We start from the raw sequence: 14,182 nt of genomic DNA, 5'->3' as shown, positions 1-14,182 counted from the left end.
AGATCCGGTTTTTCAGGAAAGGATCACAAGATCGGTGTTTGAGGATGATAGTTTTTTCAGGAGGTTATTAAAAAGGTTTGTAACCAAAATAACCCTTATCAATGTAATATGCGGCTTTCCAATGCAAATGGTCGTGATTTCCTTCTGCTCGGCTACCTGAATAATCGCTTCTGAAATATTCCGGTTTTGCACGCGGATAATTTCGGCGCCCATTTCGGTCGCCAATTTAAAGTTATTGATCAAATGCCGCTGCTTGTCCAATGCAATCCTGTCCTTACTTTCCTTGGGAGTTTCTACGTAAAGTAAAAACCATTTGCTGTTATAATAGCCGGCAAGCCGGGCCGTTTTCCGGATCACATGCTTGGCAGTGACTTCATTGGAACTCACGCAAGCCAGAAATTTCTCGCGACGCTGCGCGATCATTTTCGGCACCTGCGAATCCACCTTCCGCTCTACCTGACTGGCTACTTCTTTCAATGCCAGCTCACGCAATTGCAGGATATTGTCGGCCTGAAAAAAGTTGTTCAGCGCAGTCTGGATCTTCTCAGGCTGGTAAATTTTGCCTTCTTTCAACCGCGTGATCAATTCATCCGCCGTCAAATCGATATTGACCACTTCATCGGCCATTGCGAGCACATTGTCGGGAATCCGCTCCCGCACTTCCACACCGGTGATCTGCTTAATTTCTTCGTTCAGGCTTTCAATATGTTGGATATTCACCGCGCTGATCACATTGATCCCCGCCTCCAAAATTTCCAGCACATCCTGCCAGCGTTTGTCATTTTTACTCCCCTCAATATTGGTATGCGCCAGCTCATCCACAATCACAATCTCCGGCCGCAGCCCGATCACCGCCTGCACATCCAGCTCATCCAGTTCTTTCCCTTTATAAAAGAGTTTTCTGCGTGGAATCACCGGCAATCCATCCAGCAAATCATGCGTCTCCTTCCGGTTATGCGTCTCCACATACCCGATCTTCACATCAATCCCATTCCGCATAAGCGTATGCGCTTCCTGCAACATCCGGTAAGTCTTCCCCACCCCGGCACTCATACCAATGTAAATTTTAAATTTCCCCCGCCGTGACTTTTTAATCAGGTCAAGGAAGTGTTGCGCGCTTGGGTTGGTTTCGGACATGAGGTGGGGGTTTGGGTTGTTGGTTTCTTCCTTCCTTTTGTCACCCTGAGCGGACCGGGCCGCCGGGCGGTCGAAGGGCATCGCCGGAGGTAAGCACAATGTTACCTGGTTACCTCCGGTTGCGCCCTTCGACTCCGCTCAGGGTGACAAAGGTGGCGTGGCCAGAGGCTACAGCAATGTCGTTAGCTTTACCTCCGGTTGCGCCCTTCGACCGCCCGGCGGCCCGGTCCGCTCAGGGTGACAAAAGGAAGCTACGCTCAGAATGACAAAAGTGGCTTAATCCAGAAGGCTAGATCATATTAAAACAATATCGCCAGCGACGTCGTGACAAAAGTATTATCCCTGTTAACACCATCATTCTGCTCCACAAAAATCGGATCCTTACTCGACAAAGTTCGCGCTTCAATCCGCCAAACCAGGTTCGGCAAAATAAGGTAATTTGCATTCACTGAAAAGCCCCACGTCCTGAATCCTGACTCCGTTCCCGTCGCAATGATCACGCCATTTTTGTCTTCAAAATATTCCCCGCGAACGGCGACATTGACTTTTGAAGTTGGCGAGTAGCGCACGATCATGACGGGTACCAGCCACCGGTTATACTTGCTGCTGCCTTTTTCCTTTTGCTCGGTACCGTAATCAAAACCGGCGGTGATGCCCCATTGCGGACTTAACTGGAATATCCCATACACATTATGATAGTAACGCATGAGGCGCGCGCTGTCGGGCTTGTCGTTGCCGATGAATGTGCTGTAATTCAATGTCACAGCCGAACTTGGTTTGTAAGTTACCTGCGTCCCGAATGCCGGGGTCGTATTGCCGTCCACGCGCTGTATACGCTGCCAACCGTTCAGGTACATCGCGGCCAGGTAGAGTTTGCCATTATTTGTTGTAAAATTCAGCTTTGCGCCCGATTCGAAGTACGGCGAATTTTCGGCCACCAAGCTGCGGGTCAATGCCCAGTTATCTTTTCCGATCGCACTCTCAAAACCAATGTGCGACGACATAATACCTGCATCCAGCCACAGATTGGCATTTTTAGCGAGCTTCACACCAGCATTGGCCTCGTAAATGTTTTTCAGCACGCCCGGCTCGGCGGCGTAGTTGGCATTCATATAAGTACCTACTCCCAAAGCCAGGTTCGCGCGGACGCGGTCGCTGTTGTAGCTTCCTTTAATAAAGCCGAGGTTGATGTTGACTTCACCTGCACGGTTAAAATTGTATAAGAACGACGGCGTGGTGTTATTAACCGGACGGTTGAAATCGCAATTATAATAAGCTTCCAGGTATCCGCTTACGGTAAATACAGGGGCAGTCTCGGTTGAATCCTGGGCATTGGTATTTTGAAACAAGGCAAGCATCATAGCTGCCACGAGGTACTTTTTCATTTGTGTTAAAATCAAAAAATTGAATTACTATTTAAGCGCGTCCAAAGCCAGGTTCAGCTTCAATACATTGACACGTGACGACGGGCCGAAAATGCCCAGCAATGCGCCTTCCGTATTTTTACCGATCAGGTCAGTGATTGCTGTTTTGGAAATACCGCGAACTTGCGCAATGCGCTCAGCCTGGATCAATGCAGCCTGCTCCGAAATGTGCGGGTCAAGTCCGCTGGCGCTGGCAGTTACCATTTCTACGGGGATATCTTCTTTTGCGACGCCCGGATTATGCACCAGGAAGGTATCAATCCGCGCCTGCACCACAGCCAGGTACTCGGGATTGGATGGGCCTTTGTTGCTACCCCCGCTACCGGCAGAGTTATAGTCCACCGCGGACGGACGGGAATTGAAATATTTGTCTTCCGTAAAAACCTGCCCGATGTTGGCGTAATACTTCTTATCGCCACTTATAATCACTTCTCCTTTTCCACTGTTGGGAGCAAGCTGGGCAATCGCCCAGACGATGCCGGGATACACTACACAAAAAAGCACGAGTGTAGCAAGAGTGAGCCTGATGGCAGGCATTAAATTCGTTTTCATAGTTTTAGCTTTTGGCTGTTAGCGATTAGCTTTTAGACCTTTGTTTGACTTTTGTATTTTTTTACAACCAGATACTCACTACCATATCAATCACTTTAATTCCCACAAAAGGAACCAGCACGCCGCCCAGGCCGTAGATAAACAGGTTCTTCCGCAGCAATGCACTTGCACCGATCGGGGTATATTTTACGCCGCGCAAAGCCAGCGGGATCAGGAATGGGATGATGATCGCATTGAAAATCACGGCTGAGAGTATTGCGCTTTCAGGGCTGGACAGGCGCATGATATTCAATCCTTGCAGCGCCGGAATGCTGGCTATAAAAAGTGCCGGGATTATTGCAAAGTACTTGGCTACGTCGTTGGCGATGGAGAAAGTAGTCATCGTACCGCGGGTCATCAGGAGTTGTTTTCCGATTTCTACGATTTCGATCAGCTTGGTCGGGTCGTTGTCCAGGTCTACCATGTTGCCGGCCTCTTTCGCTGCCTGGGTACCGCTGTTCATCGCTACACCTACGTCGGCTTGGGCCAATGCAGGCGCGTCGTTGGTACCGTCACCCATCATCGCCACGAGGCGGCCGCCTTCCTGTTCTTTCTTGATGTAGTTCATTTTGTCTTCCGGCTTGGCTTCGGCAATGAAATCGTCTACACCTGCTTTTTCGGCGATAAACTTGGCAGTCAGCGGGTTATCACCTGTTACCATTACTGTTTTGACGCCCATTTTGCGTAGCCTTTCAAAACGCTCGCTGATACCGGTTTTGATAATATCCTGCAACTCGATGACACCCAGTACCCGCTCGTTTTCAGCAACCACCAGCGGGGTACCACCATTGTTGGAGATCTCTTTCACTTTGGTATCAATCTCCTCCGGGAAATGGTTGCCCGCGCTTTCCACCAGTTTTTTGATAGAATCGAAAGCCCCTTTTCTGATGCGGGTATTCTCATAATCGACTCCTGAACTGCGGGTTTCGGCGGTAAATTCTACAAACTTCGGACTGGGCAAAGTGTAAGTAGCAGGCGTCGCATTGGCCAGTTCGAGGATGGATTTACCTTCCGGCGTTTCGTCGGCAATCGAGCTCAGTACGGCGCTTTTGATAAAATGAGTATCATTAATGCCTCTGGCAGCGTGAAACCGGGTGGCTTTACGGTTACCGATGGTGATGGTACCTGTTTTATCCAGCAAAAGCACGTCCACGTCTCCGGCAGTTTCCACTGCTTTACCTGATTTGGTGATCACATTTGCCCGCAATGCACGGTCCATGCCGGCAATACCGATGGCCGAAAGCAGCCCGCCGATCGTGGTTGGGATAAGGCACACGAACAGGGAAATGAATGCAGCAATCGTAATTGGCGTACTTGCGTAGCTGGCAAAAGGCTGCAAGGTGATACACACAATGATAAATACCAGCGTGAAACCAGCCAGCAGGATCGTCAGCGCAATTTCGTTCGGTGTTTTCTGGCGACTGGCACCTTCTACCAGCGCGATCATTTTGTCCAGAAAACTTTCGCCCGGCGCAGTGGTCACGCGTACTTTGATCCGGTCGGAAAGCACTTTGGTACCGCCGGTGACGCTGCTTTTATCGCCGCCTGCCTCGCGGATTACCGGTGCGGATTCACCTGTGATCGCACTCTCGTCGATGGTAGCCAGACCTTCGATGATCTCACCGTCCATCGGAATGTTGTCGCCTGCCTCGCAGATAAACACGTCGCCCTTTTTCATCTGGGCCGACATCACCTGTTTGGTATTTACATTGAATCCCTGCACGTTGTCGACAACCAGTTTCGCCTGGGTTTCTTCCCGTGTTTTCCGTAAACTGTCCGCCTGCGCTTTACCCCTGGCTTCGGCAATTGCTTCTGCGAAATTGGCAAAAAGCAGCGTCAGGAAAAGGATCAGAAATACCACGAAGTTATAGCCGAAGCTGCCCTGCGATTTTTCACCCGCCAGGATCCACAGACTGACGATCAGCATCACTACGGTCCCGATTTCCACGGTAAACATGACCGGGTTACGGAAGAGCAATTTTGGGTTGAGTTTTATAAACGATTGCTTAATCGCCTCGTTAACAAGCTCCTTTTGGAATAAGGATGCACTTTGAGTTTTCATTGTATATGGGCTGTCGGCAGTCGGCTTTCGGCAATCGGCTTTGAGCTTTCTGCATTTATTAGACAGCATTGGTTTAATTGATATTTGAAATCCTCCAATAAGATTTTTAAATGTAACCGGCCCAAAAGCCGACTGCCGATAACCGACAGCTGATAGCTCTAAAAGCTAAAATACTCCGCAATTGGCCCCAGCGTAAGTGCCGGGAAGAAGGATAGTGCGGCGATGATCACGATTACGCCGAGTGTCATCAGGCCGAAAGTAGCTGAGTCAGTAGGCAGCGTACCTGCGCTTTCCGGGATGAATTTCTTTTTGGCTAAAAGACCTGCGATTGCTACCGGGCCGATGATCGGGATGAAGCGGGAGAAGATCAGTACAATACCCGTTGTAATATTCCACCAGAGATTATTGTCACCAAGTCCCTCAAAACCACTACCGTTGTTGGCGGCCGAAGAAGTGTATTCATAAAGCATCTCGCTGAAACCGTGGAAGCTCGGGTTGTTTAGGTTGGCCGATGTGACTTCGGGAAAGGCGGAAGCCAATGCGGTACCTGCCAGGATCATGAGCGGGTGAAGCAGTGCGACGATCATTGCAATCTTCATTTCGCGCGCCTCAATTTTTTTACCAAAAAGCTCCGGCGTGCGGCCTACCATCAAACCGCTGATAAATACTGCCAGTACAATGAAGACGAAAAAGTTGAGTATCCCCGCGCCGCAGCCGCCGTAAAATGCATTGGTCATCATCGCCAGCAACTGCATCATTCCTGAAAGCGGCATCGCGCTGTCGTGCATGGAATTGACGGAGCCTGTCGAGATAACGGTAGTGGCTATACTCCAAAATGCAGATGCGGCGCTGCCGAAGCGGACTTCCTTGCCTTCCATCGCACCCGATGAAATATCGACACCCAGTTTCCCGATCGCCGGGTTACCATTGATTTCCCAAACCATGGTCGGAATGACGAGTAGCATAAAGCCGATCGTCATCACGCCGAAGATCATCCAGCCGAATTTTCTCCGTCTCAAAAAATAACCGAAGGCAAATACCATCGCGAACGGAACGATCAGCTGCGAAAACATTTCAACCATATTGGTCAGGTAATTCGGATTTTCGAGCGGATGCGCCGAGTTGGTACCGAAGAACCCTCCACCATTGGTGCCCAAATGTTTGATCGCTGTAAAAGCAGCCACGGGGCCGGTAGAAACCTGAACCGTATCGCCCTGCACATTAATCACGGTATCTTTTCCGTCAAACGTCATCGGTGTTCCATTGAACGCCAGAATAGTGGCGACTAAAATCGACAACGGTAGCAAGATGCGTGTGCAGGACTTCACAAGCAAATTCCAGAAGTTGCCCAGCTGCTCGGTAGTCCTGTTTTTTAATGCAATAAAAATGATCGCCGCCGCTGCCAGACCGGTACCGGCGCTGACAAATTGCAGGAACATTAAAAACAATTGCGAGAGATAACTCACGCCGCTTTCACCCGAATAGTGCTGCAAGTTACAGTTCACCACGAACGAAATGCTGGTATTGAATGCCAGGTCGGCGGTTTGGTCGGGGTTACCATCGGGGTTGAGCGGCAGCCAGCTTTGGTTCATCAAGACAAACGTGCAAAGCAGGTACCATACCATATTGATGGTGAGCAGCGCGAACATGTGCTCTTTCCAGGTCATTTCGCGCTTTTCATCTATGCCCGTAAGTTTGAAGAGCAACTTGTCCAGCGGACCCAGCATCGGGTCGAGCAGCGTTTTATCGCCTGCGTACACTTTGGCGATGTATTTCCCGAAGGGGATTGCCAGCACCACCGTGATGACAAACATGGCAATAACACCTAATAATTCAGTATTCATTTATTTGTGATTTAGTCCGGCCCGGTTTGTTGCCGAAGCCGCTTGTTTTTAAAATTTTTCCGGCTTGACCAGCACATAGCACATGTACCCAAACACCAGGATCGCGACGATGAATAGCGCTGCCATAATCAGATTTTTTCGAAATAGTATACTGAACCATAAAAGATCGCGAAGCAGATCAGCCCGGCGAGAATTAAGAGGATTGTTAACATGATTTTAGATATTTAAGTAGTAATGATGGAGGAGGTTCCATTAATATGCCAGCTGCACGCATCATGCTGCATCTACTTATGGATCAATACATTAATGTGAAATACCACTAATCCAGGTCACCAGGTAACCCTATCAAAATGATAAGGCGGTATCATTTTGATAGAACAGAAAGAATTTCTTCCCTTTTTTGCAACCTGTCATTTTGGAAGCCATTAAAGTAGCTTTGATAAAGATCAAACCACAGAAAACATGAACACGCGGAAGTTGCTGACCTGGATTACACCACTGACGCTGGGTGCATTGGTGGGGTTGTACGAGATCCTGCATGGTTTGTTCTATGTGCTCTATGGAACACCGGACCAGAAGCGCGACTATCCGCTTGAAATTGTTCTCGGCCTGCCTATCATGATCCTTTGCCTGGGAGGCCACTGGCTTATCCGGCGAATATCGCATTATAACACCCGCACCATCTGGATCACAGAAGCAGTACTGGTCGGTTTGGTCATTTACGGCTTTTCAAGATCTTGAAAATGAACTTCGCAGCCGCTGAGCCAATTTATACCCTGACCCTCTGAACAAACAAACCTGGACTTTTCAACAAACCGGCGCCTGTGGGGCTGAGGTACCTTTGTTGTGTAGATTTTACATAAACAAAAACATCAGGCAACATGAAAAAGACAGTTTTGGTAACAGGGGCTTCGGCTGGAATTGGGATGGCGACGGCCATTTATCTCGCGCAACATGGTTATAATGTGTACGGTGCTGCACGGCGGATCGATAAGCTGGAAACATTAAAAAGCTATGGCATTAAACCCATCGCGCTCGATGTAACGGTAGATGAAAGCGTGACCGCCTGTGTGAATCAAATCTTTCAGGAAGCTGGAAGTATTGATATTTTGGTAAACAATGCGGGGTTTGGAATGGAAGGCGCAATCGAGGATATTCCGATCGGCGATGCACGCTATCAATTGGAGGTGAATGTATTCGGCGCCATGCGTCTGGCGCAATTGGTTTTGCCGAAAATGCGTGAAAACAGATACGGTAAGATCGTGAACATTTCGTCAGTTGGCGGCAAGATTGCCTTCCCGCTGGGCGGCTGGTACCACGCAAGCAAATTCGCTTTGGAAGCATTGAGCGATAGTATGCGGAGTGAAGTAAAGGATTTCGGCATTGACGTGATCGTGGTAGAGCCGGGTGCTACCCGATCTGAATGGGGGAATGTCGCAACGGATATTCTGATGAAAGTTTCGGGACACACTGCTTATAAAGACCTCGCAGCGAAAACGCACAACGTTTTTACCCGATTGAATAAGGATATCGCCGAACCAGAAGTGATCGCCAAGCTCGTCAGGAATGGAATCGAAGCCAAAAACCCGAAAACACGGTATACCACTTCGCAACTGGCCTCTTCGCTTTTATTATTTTTGAGAAGGATTCTGTCCGACAAGCAAATGGACAAACTGATCATGAGCCAAATAAAATAGCCGCAATGGAATCGAGCATACTGGAAAACGTCGTCATTCAGCACAACTTCCTGTATGCGCAGGGCCATCAGAAAATGCAGAGCAGTGAACACTACTTTCCCGATCATGCATTGGGGATCATGCTCTCTGGCGAATCGCATTACTTCTCGAATGAGGGGACATTTGTAATGAAAGAGGGTACCATCTGCCTGATGCGGCGTAATGAGCTGTTTAAAAAATTGAAAAAAGCTGGTCCCAACGGCGAGCCGCCTTCATTGATCAGCCTGTTCCTCGATCAGAAAACCTTGCAGCGGTATGCATCAGAAAACGATCTTCCGAAACAAAACGCATACAAGGGTAAGGCCATGATCGACCTGACAGATAATGCATTTTTGAAAGGCTTTTTCGGTTCATTGCTTCCCTATGCCGATCATCCGAAAAGATTAACCGCAAAACTCGCAGAACTCAAAAGCTACGAAGCGATTGAGCTATTGCTTCAAACCGGCGATTCTCAAAGAAAGCTTTTGTTTGATTTTCAAGAGCCGCATAAGATAGATCTGGAGATGTACATGAACCACAACTTCAAGTACAACATTCCGCTTTCGTCTTTCGCCAAACTCGCAGGCCGCAGCTTGTCTGCATTCAAGCGCGATTTCACCAGAATATTCGAAACGACGCCGGAAAAGTGGTTGCAACAAAAGCGACTGGAACAAGCACATTATCTTATTTCAAAAAGAGAAATGCGGCCGTCAGAGGTTTACCTGGAAGTCGGCTTTGAAAACCTGTCACACTTTTCATTCGCATTCAAAAAAACATTCGGCATGACACCCTCCGAGCTCACTGCACAAAACAGGATCAGCAGTCGCCAGTAGAGATTCCTCACCCTCAGCGCTCCTATCGTTTCACTACAAGTATGCACTCTGGCAAGATCAAAGTTTGAACCGTTATTTGGAATAGCAAGTTTGCCTTAGTAAATTTACAACTGTAAAAATTGTAAGTCATGACGTACTTAACTGCTCAGCCAAGTTTATCAGATTCCTGGGATGATATTTGCTATCCGGTCAGACCGGTTTGGCTGGCGGATATTTTGCCGGACTATGAAATCATGGCCACTGACAGGCAGCAGCTGGTAGTTGGCGAGCCTTTGGGAGAGCGGAAAACTATCTTTGGTATTCAGAGTGCTGACTATTCTATAATCCCTAACATCCTTATCCGGGAGGTGATCGACAAGCTGTATTCCGATTACAGCTTGCAGATCAAGTATACTTCCACAGGTGAATTCAGTATCAGTATCATTCTTCCCCACGAACTCACGATCGGCGGAGAATCTTTACAACGCAGTCTTATTTTGACAAACAGCTACAATGGCAAAACGCCATTCAGCATACAGGGACAAACGCTCACGACCATTCTCGACGGCAGTTCAGGGCACGCCGGGAGTATGTACCGGGCTTTGTGCCAAAATGGTTTAATGGGTTGGGCTGACTCCTTTGCCGCGCTGACCGACTACCAGGATTGGCTGCAACAAGGGGCGCACGAGACGAAAAAGAAAAGGGCAGGAAAAAGTGCGTCTATTTCGACCTTGCTAAAAAAAGAACCTTCGTTGCGGAAGATCCATCAAAGTACTCTTGCTCCGGAAATGTTTCAGGAGCAGCTCTATAACCTGCTCGAAGGGCTCAATCAGCAACAGCCGACATTGACGGCTAGGGTATATGAACAGTTCCAGCAAAAAACAGTGTACCGGGCCGACGATGAGATATTGAAAGCCTTGCCTATTCCGGTGCAATTAGCCAAACAGGCCAAAGAACGGCTCCGGTTTGAGCAGCGTATACTTGGTTCAGATCCATCTTACTGGCTGATGTACAATGCTGTCAATCACGCGCTTTTCAATGCAAGAAGCAGTCTTACCCTGAACGACCGCTATAAACTGGATGAGAAAGTCTTTCACCAGCTTGCTGCAAGCGCGCTGATCCATCAGAATTAAGGATTGTTCTTTATTTCTGATCTGAAATCCAGTTTCCACCAATCCGGAACAGCTAAACAGACTACATCTTTTTACAAAAAAACTCCTGCCTCCACACTTCCCTGAAAAGTGGTGTGTGAATTATTTATTACATAACGACGAATGTCACACATCGGCCATTTGAAGCGGGAGACTTCAAGGGCCTGATTTCCTTATTACAGGTATCAATCAATTAATGTCAATCAAAATGAACACGCAAAGAAACCACGTCATACTTAGCCGCGATGATTTTCGCATGCTGAAACAGTTTACAGAAACGCTCTCCAATAACACCGGGACAAACGAAATGTCCCTGTCTTACGAGCTGAACCGCGCCATTGTTGTTGAAGATGACGAGCTACCGGCCGACAGCATTCGCCTGAACTCGTTTGTAAAAGTACGGGAACTGACCACGAACAGAGAAATGGAATTCTCCATTGTAATGCCCGCACACGCAGATTTCAATGCAAAGAAGATCTCGATTTTAACACCAATGGGCGCGGCCATGATCGGTTTGTGCAAGGGAGAAACCGTGGAATGGAAGATGCCGGCAGGTATGAAGAAGTTCGAAATCCTGGATGTAAAACAGAGCTGATCGCAACAGGAAGATTAATTCAAAAAAAGTCCAACCAGTAATCCATATCAAAACACATTTAAATGGAATTCCTCAGCCAGTTTATTGACATTTTCTTACACCTGGATTTATATCTCGGACAAATAGTTGAGGATTATGGCGCACTTGCTTACATCGTACTCTTCCTGATCATCTTCATCGAAACCGGTGTGGTGTTCATGCCTTTTTTACCCGGCGATTCCCTGCTGTTTGCTGCCGGTATGATGGCGGCTAAATACGGCGAATCCCTGAATGTATGGTTAATTATTGCATTGCTTTTGGTAGCCGCCGTACTTGGCGATACCTGTAACTACATGTTCGGCAAGTACTTCGGGGAAAGGGCATTAAGAACCAGAATATTCGGCAGAGCGCTGATCAAACCCGAGCAACTGGCGCGCACAAACAGTTTTTACGACAAACACGGACCTTCTACCATCGTGATTGCCCGCTTTGTTCCCATCGTTCGCACCCTGGCGCCATTTGTAGCCGGGATAGGGAAAATGAACTATGCCGTTTTCTTCAAATTCAATGTTATCGGTGCATTCGTCTGGATCGTGGGACTTACACTCGCAGGCTACTTCCTGGGCAGCATTGACATTGTCAGGGAAAATTTTGAGAAAGTAATACTCGCCATCGTTGCACTGTCAGTGCTCCCATTGGTATGGCAGTTCGTCAAAGGCGACCGCGTTGCCAGCAATTCGAACACAACGGCGAGCATCTGATTTCCATACAGCCTGTTTATTACTATCCGCTTTTCATGGAAGAATAGCGGCTTTGTCCCTCTGCTCATTTCTGATGCGCAGAGGGATTTCTTTTTTGCGGACAATCTGAAACGCCTTTGTTTTGCAGGCCGAAAACACAGCTATATGCTTGTTGTTAGCACTTTTTAAAAAATAAATAGACGAAATTTTAGGGATTTGCCTGCCGAGGCGAACCTTAGGCAATAAATCAAGATCCTGATGCCCTACGCAGATCTTACCGACGAATTGTTGGTATGTTTATTGAAAAACGATGATCCAGATGCCTTCAAGGTTATTTACCAAAGGTACTGGCGGCAGCTGTATAGTTTCGTGTACCAACAGCTTGGTTCCAAAGAAGATACCGAAGAGATCGTCCATGACCTGATGCTAAGCCTCTGGCAAAACCGCCAGCAGGCGCAGATCCAGCAATTGCGCATTTACCTTTTCATTGCCGCGCGGAATCTCACCAACAAATTCATCAAAGCCCAGATCAACCTGCGGAAATACCGCGAGTACCAGCTTTTGCATCACGTATTCGAGTCTGCCAATTCCGACGAAATCTTTCATGTAAGAGACCTTTCGAAAGCAATCGAAAATGTACTGCAGAAGATGCCCGAAAAAACAGCTGCCATTTTCCGGATGAGCAAAATCGAGGAAATGCCAGTCAAAAAGATCGCGCGGCAAATGGATCTTACCGACAAAGCCGTAGAATACCACATTACCAAGTCTCTCAAAATGCTGCGGCAACACCTGCAGAACTATCACTCCAACAACTAAAATCCGGGCTTGATGACACATCATGAATTTAACATCCTTTCTGAAAAGTACCTGGCAGGCAATTGTTCACCGGAGGAGATCGAGATGCTACAAAAATGGTCTGATACCCATTTTACCCAAAACAACCTCAACCAACCCTTTCAAGCTGAACCCGAAGCTGCCGAAACCGGCCGGCTGCTGTGGGACAGGATAGAATCAGATATGACACCCCGCGAAAGGCGGCCGTGGTTCATTAATAAGTGGATCTGGATGGGTGTAGCTGCCTGTTTTACAATGCTGCTCTCCTATTGGTACATCAATCAAAATGACGAGCGCGTCCCTGCCGCGGCAACTTCCATTCATGGTATTGAGACCAAGAACATTGCCCGCTCTCAGCACAAAGTCACCTTGCCAGACGGTAGTGTGGTGATCCTCTCGGAAAATGCGAGCATCATCACAGAAGAGAATTATGGAAAAAAGACCCGGACAGTTTACCTGACCGGAGAAGCATTCTTCGACATCAAGCGCAATACTGAAATGCCGTTTCTGGTGCACACCGGCGACCTGGTAACGGAAGTACTCGGCACGAGCTTCCGGATCAAACCGCAAAGAGGCAGCAATACGATTGAAGTTTCGGTTAAATCAGGGCGGGTATCTGTGTATGCGCCGGACGGTAGCGGCAGCAGAAAAAAGAATGGCGTGATCATCACCCCTAATCAGCGCGTGTTGTACGATGCTCAAAGCAAGACCATCCGACAGGATATCGTCGATGTGCCCGAAGTGATACTACCCAAACCAGCTGTTTCGGATTTCCAGTTTGATGAAGCAACCGTGCGCAATGTGCTGGCCAGGATGCAGCAGGCTTATGGCGTTGAAATCCTGGTAGGAAATGCTGTTTTGAACGAATGCGCATTTACGGGCGATCTAAACGGACTGACCATGTACCAGCAGCTCGAAATGGTTTGCGGAGTGGTAAATGCGGAGTACGAGATACGCGGCACGACCATATTCGTAAATGGTACCGGCTGTGAAAAATGAACCAGGATCTGATCACAGCCCGTCAAGTGCGCCCGCATTCACAGTATTGAAAATCTTAAACTTCTGATGAAATCTTCTTAATACGGGAATAACACGAAGCGAGCAACTTTACATTTTTTATTCACCTTAACCCACTTGATTAAAGCACTTCCCTAAACCCTTTTCCAATTACCCGAAAGAAAGTAAGCCGACAATGCGCCAACATTGCCGGCTTATGAAAGTACACCGCCCGACGCCTGTTAACGACATCTTACGAGCGGAAATGCACCTGTTTAAAGTCGTATAAACCTTAGACCTTA

General features: G+C 48.0%; 14 protein-coding genes. 8 read left to right on the top strand and 6 right to left on the bottom strand.

The window, feature by feature from the left end; translation table 11 throughout:
* Nucleotides 1-12: 12 nt before the first annotated feature.
* The 6 genes from AC1XTG_RS20145 to AC1XTG_RS20120 all read right to left on the bottom strand — a co-directional run bounded on the left by AC1XTG_RS20145 (nucleotide 13) and on the right by AC1XTG_RS20120 (nucleotide 7,184).
* A complete protein-coding gene (locus AC1XTG_RS20145; protein ID WP_484843187.1) occupies nucleotides 13-1,137 on the bottom strand; it encodes a sensor protein KdpD in 1,125 nt (374 codons plus the stop codon).
* A 299-nt stretch (nucleotides 1,138-1,436) separates the two neighbouring features.
* Nucleotides 1,437-2,522, bottom strand: coding sequence for a porin (locus tag AC1XTG_RS20140; RefSeq protein ID WP_484843186.1), 1,086 nt, complete (start codon nucleotides 2,520-2,522; stop codon nucleotides 1,437-1,439).
* A 27-nt stretch (nucleotides 2,523-2,549) separates the two neighbouring features.
* Entirely contained in the window at nucleotides 2,550-3,113 is a 564-nt protein-coding gene (locus AC1XTG_RS20135; RefSeq protein WP_056284353.1) for a K(+)-transporting ATPase subunit C, read from the bottom strand.
* A gap of 61 nt (nucleotides 3,114-3,174) precedes the next feature.
* Nucleotides 3,175-5,214 carry a potassium-transporting ATPase subunit KdpB gene (kdpB, locus tag AC1XTG_RS20130; protein ID WP_484843185.1) on the bottom strand — a complete coding sequence of 680 codons (2,040 nt, stop codon included), beginning with the start codon at nucleotides 5,212-5,214 and terminating at the stop codon, nucleotides 3,175-3,177.
* A 158-nt stretch (nucleotides 5,215-5,372) separates the two neighbouring features.
* The gene (kdpA, locus tag AC1XTG_RS20125; RefSeq protein WP_484843184.1) at nucleotides 5,373-7,058 is read right to left on the bottom strand and encodes a potassium-transporting ATPase subunit KdpA; all 1,686 of its coding nucleotides are present in this window, start codon (nucleotides 7,056-7,058) and stop codon (nucleotides 5,373-5,375) included.
* Between the two features lie 48 nt (nucleotides 7,059-7,106).
* A complete protein-coding gene (locus tag AC1XTG_RS20120) occupies nucleotides 7,107-7,184 on the bottom strand; it encodes a potassium-transporting ATPase subunit F (protein ID WP_082489226.1) in 78 nt (25 codons plus the stop codon).
* 336 nt (nucleotides 7,185-7,520) lie between these two features.
* Here AC1XTG_RS20120 and AC1XTG_RS20115 point away from each other — a divergent pair, with 336 nt between their 5' ends.
* The 8 genes from AC1XTG_RS20115 to AC1XTG_RS20080 all read left to right on the top strand — a co-directional run bounded on the left by AC1XTG_RS20115 (nucleotide 7,521) and on the right by AC1XTG_RS20080 (nucleotide 13,883).
* A complete protein-coding gene (locus AC1XTG_RS20115) occupies nucleotides 7,521-7,799 on the top strand; it encodes a hypothetical protein (RefSeq protein WP_484843183.1) in 279 nt (92 codons plus the stop codon).
* A 140-nt stretch (nucleotides 7,800-7,939) separates the two neighbouring features.
* Nucleotides 7,940-8,755 (top strand): oxidoreductase, encoded by an 816-nt coding sequence (locus AC1XTG_RS20110; RefSeq protein WP_484843182.1) that lies wholly within the window; start codon nucleotides 7,940-7,942, stop codon nucleotides 8,753-8,755.
* Between the two features lie 5 nt (nucleotides 8,756-8,760).
* Nucleotides 8,761-9,606: a helix-turn-helix domain-containing protein gene (locus AC1XTG_RS20105; protein WP_484843181.1), complete on the top strand. Its 846-nt coding sequence runs from the start codon at nucleotides 8,761-8,763 to the stop codon at nucleotides 9,604-9,606.
* A 128-nt stretch (nucleotides 9,607-9,734) separates the two neighbouring features.
* On the top strand, nucleotides 9,735-10,718 hold the full coding sequence (locus AC1XTG_RS20100) for a hypothetical protein (protein ID WP_056284372.1): 984 nt from the start codon (nucleotides 9,735-9,737) through the stop codon (nucleotides 10,716-10,718).
* A 226-nt stretch (nucleotides 10,719-10,944) separates the two neighbouring features.
* Nucleotides 10,945-11,331, top strand: a complete 387-nt coding sequence (locus AC1XTG_RS20095; RefSeq protein ID WP_056286371.1) for a GreA/GreB family elongation factor — start codon at nucleotides 10,945-10,947, stop codon at nucleotides 11,329-11,331.
* A 62-nt stretch (nucleotides 11,332-11,393) separates the two neighbouring features.
* Nucleotides 11,394-12,071 (top strand): VTT domain-containing protein, encoded by a 678-nt coding sequence (locus AC1XTG_RS20090; protein ID WP_056284375.1) that lies wholly within the window; start codon nucleotides 11,394-11,396, stop codon nucleotides 12,069-12,071.
* Nucleotides 12,072-12,308: 237 nt separating this feature from the next.
* Nucleotides 12,309-12,866, top strand: a complete 558-nt coding sequence (locus tag AC1XTG_RS20085; protein WP_484843180.1) for an RNA polymerase sigma factor — start codon at nucleotides 12,309-12,311, stop codon at nucleotides 12,864-12,866.
* Between the two features lie 12 nt (nucleotides 12,867-12,878).
* The gene (locus AC1XTG_RS20080; RefSeq protein ID WP_484843179.1) at nucleotides 12,879-13,883 is read left to right on the top strand and encodes a FecR family protein; all 1,005 of its coding nucleotides are present in this window, start codon (nucleotides 12,879-12,881) and stop codon (nucleotides 13,881-13,883) included.
* The last annotated feature ends 299 nt before the right edge of the window (nucleotides 13,884-14,182 follow it).

This window comes from Dyadobacter sp. HNCC25DJ183 (assembly GCF_056895175.1).
This window is presented reverse-complemented; position numbering and strand designations above follow the sequence as displayed.

What these genes read in the sequence shown, in the direction of transcription:
- AC1XTG_RS20145 (WP_484843187.1), bottom strand. Translation starts at nt 1,137, where the DNA reads ATGTCCGAAACCAACCCAAGCGCGCAACACTTCCTTGACCTGATTAAA.
- AC1XTG_RS20140 (WP_484843186.1), bottom strand. Translation starts at nt 2,522, where the DNA reads ATGAAAAAGTACCTCGTGGCAGCTATGATGCTTGCCTTGTTTCAAAAT.
- AC1XTG_RS20135 (WP_056284353.1), bottom strand. Translation starts at nt 3,113, where the DNA reads ATGAAAACGAATTTAATGCCTGCCATCAGGCTCACTCTTGCTACACTC.
- kdpB (WP_484843185.1), bottom strand. Translation starts at nt 5,214, where the DNA reads ATGAAAACTCAAAGTGCATCCTTATTCCAAAAGGAGCTTGTTAACGAG.
- kdpA (WP_484843184.1), bottom strand. Translation starts at nt 7,058, where the DNA reads ATGAATACTGAATTATTAGGTGTTATTGCCATGTTTGTCATCACGGTG.
- AC1XTG_RS20120 (WP_082489226.1), bottom strand. Translation starts at nt 7,184, where the DNA reads ATGGCAGCGCTATTCATCGTCGCGATCCTGGTGTTTGGGTACATGTGC.
- AC1XTG_RS20115 (WP_484843183.1), top strand. Translation starts at nt 7,521, where the DNA reads ATGAACACGCGGAAGTTGCTGACCTGGATTACACCACTGACGCTGGGT.
- AC1XTG_RS20110 (WP_484843182.1), top strand. Translation starts at nt 7,940, where the DNA reads ATGAAAAAGACAGTTTTGGTAACAGGGGCTTCGGCTGGAATTGGGATG.
- AC1XTG_RS20105 (WP_484843181.1), top strand. Translation starts at nt 8,761, where the DNA reads ATGGAATCGAGCATACTGGAAAACGTCGTCATTCAGCACAACTTCCTG.
- AC1XTG_RS20100 (WP_056284372.1), top strand. Translation starts at nt 9,735, where the DNA reads ATGACGTACTTAACTGCTCAGCCAAGTTTATCAGATTCCTGGGATGAT.
- AC1XTG_RS20095 (WP_056286371.1), top strand. Translation starts at nt 10,945, where the DNA reads ATGAACACGCAAAGAAACCACGTCATACTTAGCCGCGATGATTTTCGC.
- AC1XTG_RS20090 (WP_056284375.1), top strand. Translation starts at nt 11,394, where the DNA reads ATGGAATTCCTCAGCCAGTTTATTGACATTTTCTTACACCTGGATTTA.
- AC1XTG_RS20085 (WP_484843180.1), top strand. Translation starts at nt 12,309, where the DNA reads ATGCCCTACGCAGATCTTACCGACGAATTGTTGGTATGTTTATTGAAA.
- AC1XTG_RS20080 (WP_484843179.1), top strand. Translation starts at nt 12,879, where the DNA reads ATGACACATCATGAATTTAACATCCTTTCTGAAAAGTACCTGGCAGGC.